We start from the raw sequence: 11,108 nt of genomic DNA on the forward strand, positions 1-11,108 counted from the left end.
AGCTTTCGCAGGAGGACACCCTGTGCGCGAATGGCTTTCCGCAAGATCCGGCCAAGAGCATTCGCGCACAGGGTGCGCCCCTACGCGGCTTCGGCGAGGTTCGCGGGCGCTGGGCCCGGGCGGTGGGGTTGTCATGGACTTTGTCATGCGATGCGTAGCACGCCCTTGGTGCTGCGCCCCTGCAGCATGTCGTCGAAGGCGCTTTCCAGCGCGTCCATCGGGTAGCGGTGGCTGATCAGCGCATCGACTTCCAGCCGGCCTTCACCGATCCAGCCGAACAACCGCGGGAAGTCGCGCGCAGGCACGCAGCCGCCGTACAGCGGCGCGAGGTAGCGCTTGTTCCAGAACAGGTCGGTGAGTTCCAGCGGGGCCGGACCGTGCGCGCCGCTCAGCTGCAGGGCATTGCCGCCGTTGCGGGCCAGTTTCAGCGGCAGGAAAGCGAGCGTCGGCACGCCGGTGGCCTCGAAGGCGTGGTCGACGCCGTGGCCGTCGGCGAGCGCGCGCACCTCGGCGATGAGTCGCGCGTGATCGTGGTCGCCTTCGTGCGGTGCCAGCGTGTGCGTGGCACCCAATGCGCGGGCACGTTCCAGTCGCGCCGGTACGCGGTCGATGGCGACGATGGTGCGGGCGCCGGCGATGCGCGCGCCCTGGATCACGTTCAGTCCCACACCGCCGCAGCCGAGCATGGCCACGGTGTCGCCGGGCGCCACCGCGGCCACGTTCACCGCCGAGCCCACCCCGGTCATCACCGCACAGCCGAGGATGCAGGCCACATCCAGCCGCAGCGTGGCGGGCAGCGGCGTCACCGCCTCGGCGCGCACCAGGGTGTAGTGGGCGAAGGTGCCGAGGTGGAACGCGCGCTCCACCGGGCGTCCGCGCCAGCGCGTGGCGCCGGCATGCGCGCGGCTGCTGCCCAGGCGCGGCACGTCCAGCTCGAGCGTGCGCTCGCACAGCGATGCGGCGCCGCGCTCGCATTGGAAGCAGTGGCCGCAGGGGATTGCCCAGTTCAGCAGCACCGGCTGGCCGATCTGCAGACCTTCCACACCCTCGCCGATGGACTCGGCGTAGCCGGCGCCTTCGTGGCCCATCACCAGCGGTCCCGGCCAGTGCAGCGACGCGTGGTCGGTGTGGCAGACGCCGGCCGCGGTGATCGCCACGCGTACCTCGCCGGGTCCCGGCGGGTCGATCTCGATGGTGTCGATGGCGAAACGGCCCTCGCCGTCGGCGATGATCGCGCGGCCGCGGACGACGTCGGTGCTCATGCGATGTGCTCGGGCAGCCCGTTTTCAAACAGCACAGGATTCTTCGGCGTGTCGATCACCTTGCCGACCACCGCGCCCGGGCACCAGCGCTCCCAGTCCGCCTGCTGCATGTGATTGTCCGGTGCCTTCAGGCGCATGTCGCGATCCATGTAGATCACCGTCATCACCGAGCGCGGCCGGGTCGAGCGGTTGGGGCCGGCGCGGTGGAAGGTCCAGCCGGAGTGGAAGCTCACCTCGCCGAGTTCGAACGGCTCGTCCACCACGCGGAAGCCGTGCGCCTCCATGTTCGCGGTGATCGCTCTCTCGCTCTCGTCGGAGATGCCCAGGTCGCGGCCGAATTCCACGTGCTGGCTGCCGGCGAAGAACGCCAGCGGACCCATGTCCTGCGGCACCGCCTGCAGCGGCACCCAGGCGGTGATGGTGCGGTCGCTGTCCAGCGGCCAGTAGTACTGGTCGGCGTGCGCGGGGGTGATGCCGCCGGCCGGCTCCTTGTACAGCGACTGGTCGTGGTACAGCCGTACGCCGTCCACTTCCATCAGTGCGGTGGCGATGCCGGCCAGGCGCTTGCCGAACACGAACTCGCGCACCGTGTCGCTCTGCTCCCACAGGTTCATCACCTGCAGGAAGGCGCGGTCGTAGGTGCTGCGCTCTTCGAGCGGCTTGGTCTGCGTGTTCAGCGCGATGGTGAGACGGGTGATCTCCTCGCCGTAGTGGCGAAGCTCGTCGGCGTCGAACACGTTCTTGAGCTTGATGAAGCCGTCCCGACGGTAGTCGGCGACCTGCTGCGGGGAGAGCGGATACGGGCGATCGAGGCCGATGGTCATGCGGGATTCCTGCCAGGCGAGCGATGGCCCGCGCGATGGAACCATGCTAGGAAGCGCGCTCCCGCCGCGCATCGGCAAAGCGTGTCGAATGGCGACGGGGAACTATCGGATTCATGACCTGCGCCCGGACCCGTAGGAGCGCACCCTGTGCGCGAATGCTCTTCGCTTCGTTGCCTCATTTATCGCCCGCAGGGCGGGCTCCTGCACCGCGATCAGCCCGACGCGCACCGCACCCGCAACGTGCATAGCCCCGCCACGAACAGGCTGGCACCGCCGACTACCAGCGCCCACACCGGCTCATCGTGAAAGCACCGCTTCAGCAATTCGCCCAGCACGCTGGCAGCCACGAGTTGCGGGATCACGATGAAGAAATTGAAGATGCCCATGTACACGCCCATCTTCGCCGCCGGCAGGTTGTCCGAGAGCATCGCGTAGGGCAGCGCCAGGATCGACGCCCAGGCGAAGCCCACGCCCACCATCGGCAGCAGCAGCCAGTCCGGATCGCGAATGAATACAAACGACGCCAGCCCAGCGCCGCCCAGCCACAGGTTCACCAGGTGGCTGGCGCGCAGGCCCCACCGGCGCACCATGCGCGGGATGACGAAGGCAGCCAGCGCGGCGCAGCCGTTGTAGGCGGCGAACAGCACGCCGACCCAGTTGCCGGCCTCATTGAAGGTGACCGAGTGCGGATCGGTGGTGCCGTACTGCACCTGCGCGACGGCGGCGGTGGCGTAGATCCACATCGAGAACAGCGCGAACCACGAGAACAGCTGCACCCAGGCGAGCTGGCGCATTGCCGCGGGCATGACATGCAGGTCGCCCAGCACGTGACCGAGCATGCCCCGCCGCGACTGCAGCGCGGGACGCAGCGCAAGGGCGGCGTTGTAGCCGATCAGCAGCAGACCGTAGACGGCGAGGCCGCCGGCGAGCAGATAGGCCTCCTGCCGCAGTTCGAGATGGTGGATCGCCAACGCGGCGCCGATGCCGGTCAGCAGCCATGTGGCGCCGTTGCGCCATATGCCGCGCAGATCCGGCAGCGCCATGGCGGGCACCGTGTCGAACGCCTGCAATTCCTCCGGCGCATACTCCCGTGTGCGCAGCACGGTCCACGACACGGCGCCGAGCATGACCGCCGCGCCCGTGTAGAACGCGTATCTCAGGGTGTCAGGCAGCCCATCGCCCGACGCCATGTTGTTCACGCCCACCTGTGCGAGCAGCCACGGCAGCATGGAGGCGATCACCGCGCCCACGCCGATGAAGAAGCTCTGCAGCAGGTAGCCCTGCGGACGCTGGCGTTCCGGGAGCTGGTCGGCGACGAAGGCGCGGAAGGGCTCCATCGCCACGTTGAAGGTGCCGTCCATCAGCCACAGCAGCATGGCAGCCGTCCAAAGCGTGCCGGCATGCGGCATCCACAGCAGCGCCAGCGTCGCAAGCAGCGCGCCGCCGAGGAAATAGGGTCGGCGCCTGCCCAGCCGGGTCCAGGTGCGGTCGGAGCAGTAGCCGATGATCGGCTGCACCACCAGGCCGGTGATCGGCGCGGCCACCCACAGCACGGGAATCTGCTCCAGCGGCGCGCCCAGGGTCTGGAAGATGCGGCTGATGTTGGCGGTCTGCAGCGCAAAGCCGAACTGGATGCCGAGGAAGCCGAAGCACATGTTCCATATCTGGCTGAACGACAGATCGGGCCGGCTCCTCATGGGTGGCGCCGGCTTGGCGTGGTTACGGGGACATGGCTGGATGAGCTGGACGGGCGGATGGGAATTCTCCTGGAGATACGAAGCCGCCCGAAGGTATGCAGTATCGCAGTGCAACAACCAGCGGCTGCATACGTATTCATCCATGCCGCGCGGCCTGATCGATTACAGAAAGTCGTTATATCGAACGCCTGAACGCCCTGCCTGGCATGGCGCGGCCTGAGGTGTTTCTTGCCTGACGGTTCACGCTGCGCGTCGCAGCATCGTGCCTTCCATCGACGCGGAGGAGCACCATGCCGAGCAAGAGCGCCATCCAGCGAGCCCGCAAGGACAAGCGTGAGGGCAAGTCGCCCAGCACGCAGGCGGGGGAGTTCGTTCGCGAGGAGATCGAGCACGTGCGTGAGGGCAAGCACGGTGCGCGATCGGCCAAGCAGGCCATCGCGATCGGCCTGTCGGAGGCCCGCAGGGCAGGGGTGAATGTCCCCGCCAAAGGCAGGGCCGCGGAAAAAGCAGCGACCAAGAAATCTTCGACGAAGAAGTCAGCAACAAAAAAGAAGCCCGCCACCAGTAAGTCGGCGACCAGGAAGACAGCAGCGCGCAAGTCGTCCGAGACAAAGGCCACCCGCAGCCGCGCCGCCACCGACGCGCTGAAGAAGGAAGGAAGCGCGGCGGCTTCCAAACGCGCGCTGTCACGCCAGGGGCATCAGGCAGCGTCAAAACGCTCCGCGGCCGATCGCAGCGACGCAGCCAAGAAGGCGGCGCGCACGAAGGGCGCCGCGGGTCGTTCTGCCGCCGCGAAGAAGGCTGCGCGGACACGCTCGCGCAACCGCGCGCACTGAGCGATCGCGAGCTCGATACCCTTGTTACCCGCGCTTCATGGCGTCGGAGCGCGGGTGCGGGGCCAGTGCATCGATCTTTTTACTTGCCGTGCTGCCGCCATGCCGACCGTGGCCGCTCACGCCGATGAACTGAGTGGCGACTTCCTGGGGCGCAACAACAAGTCCTCGAGGCGACCTGATCACGGAAATCCATCGGGAAATTTTCGATGGAGCTGTGCTGAACATTGCCGCGCCGTCAGTGAAGCGGGTTTTCCGAGCGCTGCATTTCTTCGGTCGCGCGACACGGCGCTGAATGCGGTTGAGGAAATGTCCAGGGCCGGCTGGTGCATGTAGACGAATTCTCCACATCACTGAACCCTGCTCGAATATCGCTACAACGCCCCAGGAAAAATTCATCTGGAAATCACCGGCGAGGCTTCTCTATGTAGCCCGCAGAAGCGTTAGCTAGACAGTGGAAAAGCGTTAAAACGAGGAGCGCCTGGCAGGCGCTCCGCAACGGATGGCATCCGCTCTGCTACGGACGACATCGTGGAAAGACGGGTGCGGTTTTTCCCGTCCGAGGAATGTCTGCAAAAAAATCTGCCGGAGCCACAGGGGGCCCACCGCGACCAATCGAGAGGCGCGTGCATGGACACACCCCAAAACAAGCTGCCGAAGAATTCCGCCCCCATACCCACCGTTGTGCCTGTCCTGCTCGCGGGCGGCACGGGTTCGCGGCTCTGGCCGCTCTCGCGCGAGCAGTACCCGAAGCAGTTCCTTCCGTTGCTAGGTCCGCTCAGTCTGTTCCAGCAAACGGTGCAGCGCATCACCGGAATCGAGCATGCAGCCAAGCCGATCGTGCTCGGCTCGCATGATCATCGCTTCATGCTCGCCGAACAGTTGCATGACATCGGGGTACACCCTTCCGCCATCTTGCTTGAACCGGAAAGTCGCAACACGTTGGCTGCCGCCGCGATCGCGGCACACCACATCGCCAAGGAGCACGGCGACGGCGCACTCGCGTTCCTGATGGCGGCTGATCATTACATTGCGGATCCTGCCGCGTTTCAGCGCGCGGTGCAGGAGGCGGCGCGGGTGGCAGCCGACGGCTTCATCGTCACTTTCGGCATTACGCCCACACGGCCGGAGACAGGGTACGGCTACATCCGCAGCGGTGAACCGCTGGGGGTCGGTCACACGCGCGAAGTCGACGCGTTTGTCGAGAAGCCCGACGTCGCTACCGCGAATCGCTTCCTCGCTTCGGGCGGCTATTTCTGGAACGGCGGCATGTTCTTGTTTCGCTGCCGGCGCTTCCTCGACGAGTTGCGCCTGCTCGAATCGGAGACGTTCGAGCAGGCACGACTTGCCCTGCGAAATGCGCGCCGCGAGAACGGATTCTACGAACTGGATCCAGACGCGTTCGGGCGCTGCCGCAACGAATCGATCGATTACGCGGTGATGGAGAAAGTTCAGCGGATCGCCCTGGTGCCGCTGGATGCCGGATGGGAAGACGTCGGTTGCTGGGACTACCTCGACCGCATGCCGGGCGGCGACGCGGACGACAACCGCACGCACGGCGATGTGCTGTTGGAGGATTCCAGCGGAAACCTGGTGCACGCCAGCAGCCGGCTGGTGGCAATGGTCGGCATGCACGATCACCTGGTGGTGGAGACCGACGACGCCGTGCTGGTGGCGCCCAAGAGCCGGGCGCAGGATATCAAGAAGGTGGTGCAGTCACTCAAGCGGGCCAAGCGCGTGGAGGTGGAGGCGCACCGTCGCGTGTACCGGCCGTGGGGCTCGTACGAGACCATCGCGCAGGGCGAGCGCTTCCAGGTCAAGCGCATCCGGGTCAAGCCGGGCCACAAGCTCAGCCTGCAGATGCATTACCACCGCGCCGAACACTGGGTGATCGTCAAGGGCACCGCGCGCGTCACCGTGGCAGACGAGACTTTCATCCTCAGCGAGGACCAATCCACCTATGTGCCGCTCGGCAATACCCACCGGCTGGAGAACGCCGGCAAGGTTCCGCTGGAGCTGATCGAGGTGCAGACCGGGGTGTATCTGGGGGAGGACGACATCGTGCGCTTCAGTGATGTCTACGGCCGCATCGAGTCGGCCGCAGCCGCCGACGCGCCGTCTGACGAAACCACCATGACCATCGCCTGATCCGGCCGCGGGAAAATCATCATGGCTCAAGTACTGGAATCGGCGGTGACGCCGGCCCGTTCTGCGTCCTGCTTCAAGGCCTATGACCTGCGCGGACGCGTGCCCGGCGAACTGGATGCCAATCTGGCATATCGCCTGGGACTGGCTTATGCGAAGCGTTTCGCGCCCAAGCGCGTTGCCGTGGGTCGCGACGCACGCTTGTCCGGTCCCGAACTTCAGAATGCGTTGGCGCACGGCCTGGCGCAGAGCGGTGCCGAGGTGCTCGACCTTGGCCTGTGCGGCACCGAAGAGATCTATTTCGCTGCGTTCCAGCCCGGTTGCGACGGCGGCATCATGATTACCGCCAGCCACAATCCGACCGACTGGAATGGCATGAAGCTGGTGCGTGGCGGCGCCTTGCCGATCTCCGGTGATTCCGGCCTGCGTGAGCTGCAGGCCGAGGTGGAACGTTCCGGCGCGCGGGTGCCAGGCGGGGCGGCGCGGATGACGCCGACCTCGTTCCGTGAGGCGTACGTGCAACACCTGCTCGGCTACGTGGACGTGAACCGGCTGCGTCCGCTGAAGGTGGTGGCCAATCCCGGCGACGGCTGTGCCGGTCTGGTGCTCGATGCGCTGGCGCCGCAACTGCCGTTGCGCCTGGTGCGCATGCGCGACCGCCCGGATGGCACCTTTCCGCACGGCGTGCCCAACCCGCTGCTGCCGGAGCACCGCGAGGCAACCGCCGAGGCCGTGCGCGCGCACGGCGCGGACTTCGGCATCGCCTGGGACGGCGATTTCGATCGCTGCTTCCTGTTCGACGAGAACGGCCGGTTCATCGAGGGCTACTACATCGTCGGCCTGCTGGCCGAGGCGATGCTGCGCCAATATCCCGGCGCGAAGATCATCCACGACCCCCGCCTCATCTGGAACACGCGCGAGCTCGTCGAGCGCGGGGGCGGCATCCCCGTCCAGTCCAAGACCGGCCACGCCTTCATCAAGGAGCGCATGCGCGCCGAGGACGCCATCTACGGCGGCGAGATGAGTGCGCATCACTACTTCCGCGACTTCGCGTATTGCGACAACGGAAACATTCCATGGCTGCTGGTCGCCGCGTTGCTCAGCGACAACGACCAGCCGCTCTCGCGACTGCTGGACGCGCGCATGCAGGCCTATCCGGCCAGCGGCGAGATCAACATGGTGGTGCGCGACATCGATGCTGCGCTGGCGCGTGTCGCGGATCGCTACGCGACCACCGCGCTGGAAACGAACTGGATCGATGGACTCAGCATGGAATTCGCCGACTGGCGCTTCAACCTGCGCGCATCCAACACCGAGCCGGTGCTGCGCCTGAACGTCGAGGCGCGCGCTGACAGCGCGCTGATGCGGCGACGAACGGGTGAAATCGAGCGTATCGCAGCACAGCAATAGCCATCAATCATCGACCACGATCTGGAGGTATCAGCAATGCGCATCAGCATTTTCGGCATGGGCTATGTAGGCGCGGTCTGCGCGGCCTGTCTGGCCGACCGCGGCCACACCGTGATCGGCGTGGACATCGCGCAGACCAAAGTCGACCTGATCAATCGCGGCGAGTCACCGATTGTGGAGCCCGGGCTGGGCGAGTTGATTCGCAGCGGTGTCGAGGCTGGTCGCATCCTTGCCACCACCGATGCCGCCATGGCGGTACGCGACAGCGAACTGTCGATGGTCTGTGTCGGCACGCCCAGCAAGAAGAACGGTGATCTGGACCTGCAGTACGTGCAGACCGTGGTCAGGCAGATCGGCGAAGCGATGCGAGACAAGCCAGGGCGACATACCGTGGCTGTCCGCAGCACGGTGCTTCCCGGCACGCTGAAGAACGTGGTGGCGCCGCTGCTGGAATACGCCTCGGGCAAGCGTGCCGGTCGCGACTTTGGGCTTGCGGTGAATCCGGAATTCCTGCGTGAGAGCACGGCCATCGCCGATTACAACGCCCCTCCGATGACCGTGATCGGCGAATGGGATGCGGCATCCGGCGACGTTCTGCAGGAGCTCTATGGTGAACTGCCCGCGCCGGTGATCCGCAAGCCGGTCGAAGTCGCCGAGATGGTCAAGTACACCTGCAATGTCTGGCATGCCACCAAGATCGCCTTCGCCAACGAGATCGGCAACATCTCCAAGGAGCTCGGCGTCGACGGGCGCGAGGTCATGGACGTGATCTGCCAGGATCACAAGCTCAACATATCCAGTTACTACATGAAGCCCGGCTATGCCTTCGGTGGCTCGTGCCTGCCCAAGGACGTACGCGCGCTCAATTTCCGCGCCAACCAGGTCGACGCGCCACATCCACTGATCGACTCGCTGATGCGCAGCAACGAGGTCCACATCAAGCGTGCTTTCGAGCTGGTCACCTCGTTCGGCACCCGTCGCGTGGGCATGCTCGGCCTGAGCTTCAAGCCACAGACCGACGACCTGCGCGAGAGCCCGCTGGTGGAACTGGCCGAGATGCTGATCGGCAAGGGCTACGAGCTGTCGATCTTCGACGAGAACATCGAGTACGCCCGCGTGCACGGCGCCAACCGGGAATACATCACTGGGCGTATTCCGCATATCTCCTCGCTGCTTAACCCGGACCTGGACGAGGTCATCGAAGGCTCGGATGTGCTGGTGGTGGGTCAGCGCGACCACAACTTCGAGAAGGTGCTGAACGGCTCGCGTGGAGAGCGCAAGGTGGTCGACCTGGTAGGCCTGATGACGCATCGGTCGACCGCGGAAATGCAAGGCATCTGCTGGTAACGCCGCCGTGCCATCCATGCATAACACGACCCGCGGCTTCTTCGATCCGTCCGCATTCTCCGGCGGTCCGCCGACGCATGCCGCCAGACGTTTCCTGTCCGACCTTGGCGGATGGCTGCTTTACATCAGCGCCTTGATAGGGCTGGTGCTCATGCTTCCTGGCGAGGCGTTTACTCCGGGCACGCACGTCTTCGTGTTTGCGCTTGGCGTCCTCGGGCTGTGGCGCTACAGCCTGCGCGTGCTGCACTTCATGCGCGCGATGCTGTTCCTGCACTGGGCATTTCCCCGTGCGCGTCGCCAGGTGGCGCGCATGGGGGATGCAGCGATGCCGTCCCATGTCTACCTGCTGATCACCAGCTTCCGCATCGAGACTTTCACCACTGCCATGGTCTATCAGGCGGCGATCGAGGAGGCGATCGAGTGCGGCCGACCGGCAACGATTGTCGCATCGATCGTGGAGATGGCCGACCAGCGATTGATCCTCGCTCTGTGGGAGCACATGGATCCGCCCGACCGGATACGCCTGAAGCTGGTGCGCATTCCCGGCACCGGCAAGCGCGATGCGCTGGCACAGGGCTTCCGCTGCATCTCGCGTGACATGCCTGACGAGGAGGCAGTGGTCGCAGTGGTTGACGGCGACACCGTGCTGGAGAAAGGCGTAATCGCCCGTACTGCGCCATTCCTCAAGCTGATGCCCAGCGTTGGCGGGCTCACCACCAACGAACACTGCGAGGTGGCTGGCAACTACGTCATGAGCGAGTGGCATAAGCTGCGGTTCGCCCAGCGGCACATGAACATGTGCTCGATGGCGCTGGGCCGGCGTGTGTTGACGCTGACCGGGCGCATGTCGATGTTTCGCGCCTCCATCGTCACCGATCCCAGTTTCATTGACGACGTGCAGAACGACGCGCTCGAGCACTGGCGGCTGGGTCGCTTCAAGTTTCTCACCGGCGACGACAAGAGCACCTGGTACAGCCTGATGCGCCTGGGCTGGGACACGTATTACGTGCCCGATGCCATGGTGCGTACGCTGGAAAGCCCACCCGATCCGCGCTTCCTGAAGGCGAGCCGCAAGCTGATGTTCCGCTGGTATGGAAACTCGCTGCGGCAGAACGGTCGTGCGCTGCAGCTGGGGCCGCACCAGCTCGGCTGGTTCACCTATTACGTGTTGCTGGACCAGCGCGTGCTGATGTGGACGGGACTGCTCGGGCTGGCGATGGCGATCGCGGCGAGCATCAAGTTCAGCATGGTGTACATGCTGACTTTCCTGCTCTGGGTCGGCATCACGCGGCTGGTGATGTCGCTGCTTCTGCTGGTTTCCGGACATCGGATCGGGCCGGCGTTCCCGCTGCTGCTTTATTACAACCAAGTGGTTGGCTCGCTGGTGAAGATCTTCGTGTTCTTTCGTCTCGACCAGCAGTCCTGGACACGCCAGAAGACCACCCTTAACCGCGAACTCAGCGCGTTCCACCACCGTTTCAACCGCTGGTCGTCATGGGCCATGACCTTCTCCGCGGCGAGCGTGTTCGCCGCGGCGGTGATGTGCCTGCTCGACCTGTAGGGCCGATCAACCATCCAAGGCTACGAGGA

8 protein-coding genes are annotated in these 11,108 nt (G+C 65.4%); 5 read left to right on the top strand and 3 right to left on the bottom strand.

Annotation, left to right across the window (positions count from 1 at the left end; translation table 11 throughout):
• Positions 1 to 143: 143 nt before the first annotated feature.
• From ACO2Q2_RS05150 to ACO2Q2_RS05160, 3 genes are all read right to left on the bottom strand, one after another.
• A complete protein-coding gene (locus ACO2Q2_RS05150) occupies positions 144 to 1,262 on the bottom strand; it encodes an alcohol dehydrogenase catalytic domain-containing protein (protein ID WP_423254710.1) in 1,119 nt (372 codons plus the stop codon).
• The gene (locus tag ACO2Q2_RS05155) at positions 1,259 to 2,086 is read right to left on the bottom strand and encodes a phytanoyl-CoA dioxygenase family protein (RefSeq protein WP_423254711.1); all 828 of its coding nucleotides are present in this window, start codon (positions 2,084 to 2,086) and stop codon (positions 1,259 to 1,261) included. Before ACO2Q2_RS05155 ends, ACO2Q2_RS05150 begins: the two co-directional genes overlap by 4 nt.
• Positions 2,087 to 2,298: 212 nt before the next feature.
• Entirely contained in the window at positions 2,299 to 3,783 is a 1,485-nt protein-coding gene (locus ACO2Q2_RS05160) for an MFS transporter (RefSeq protein ID WP_423254712.1), read from the bottom strand.
• 290 nt (positions 3,784 to 4,073) lie between these two features.
• Here ACO2Q2_RS05160 and ACO2Q2_RS05165 point away from each other — a divergent pair, with 290 nt between their 5' ends.
• The 5 genes from ACO2Q2_RS05165 to ACO2Q2_RS05185 all read left to right on the top strand — a co-directional run bounded on the left by ACO2Q2_RS05165 (position 4,074) and on the right by ACO2Q2_RS05185 (position 11,079).
• Entirely contained in the window at positions 4,074 to 4,619 is a 546-nt protein-coding gene (locus tag ACO2Q2_RS05165) for a DUF6496 domain-containing protein (RefSeq protein ID WP_423254713.1), read from the top strand.
• Between the two features lie 669 nt (positions 4,620 to 5,288).
• A complete protein-coding gene (locus ACO2Q2_RS05170; RefSeq protein ID WP_423254875.1) occupies positions 5,289 to 6,764 on the top strand; it encodes a mannose-1-phosphate guanylyltransferase/mannose-6-phosphate isomerase in 1,476 nt (491 codons plus the stop codon).
• Positions 6,765 to 6,785: 21 nt separating this feature from the next.
• Positions 6,786 to 8,171, top strand: a complete 1,386-nt coding sequence (locus ACO2Q2_RS05175) for a phosphomannomutase (protein WP_423254714.1) — start codon at positions 6,786 to 6,788, stop codon at positions 8,169 to 8,171.
• A 36-nt stretch (positions 8,172 to 8,207) separates the two neighbouring features.
• On the top strand, positions 8,208 to 9,518 hold the full coding sequence (locus ACO2Q2_RS05180; protein ID WP_423254715.1) for a nucleotide sugar dehydrogenase: 1,311 nt from the start codon (positions 8,208 to 8,210) through the stop codon (positions 9,516 to 9,518).
• A gap of 16 nt (positions 9,519 to 9,534) precedes the next feature.
• Positions 9,535 to 11,079, top strand: coding sequence for a glycosyltransferase family 2 protein (locus ACO2Q2_RS05185; RefSeq protein ID WP_423254716.1), 1,545 nt, complete (start codon positions 9,535 to 9,537; stop codon positions 11,077 to 11,079).
• The last annotated feature ends 29 nt before the right edge of the window (positions 11,080 to 11,108 follow it).

Source organism: Dyella sp. KRB-257, assembly GCF_049445995.1.
GTDB lineage: Bacteria > Pseudomonadota > Gammaproteobacteria > Xanthomonadales > Rhodanobacteraceae > Dyella_A.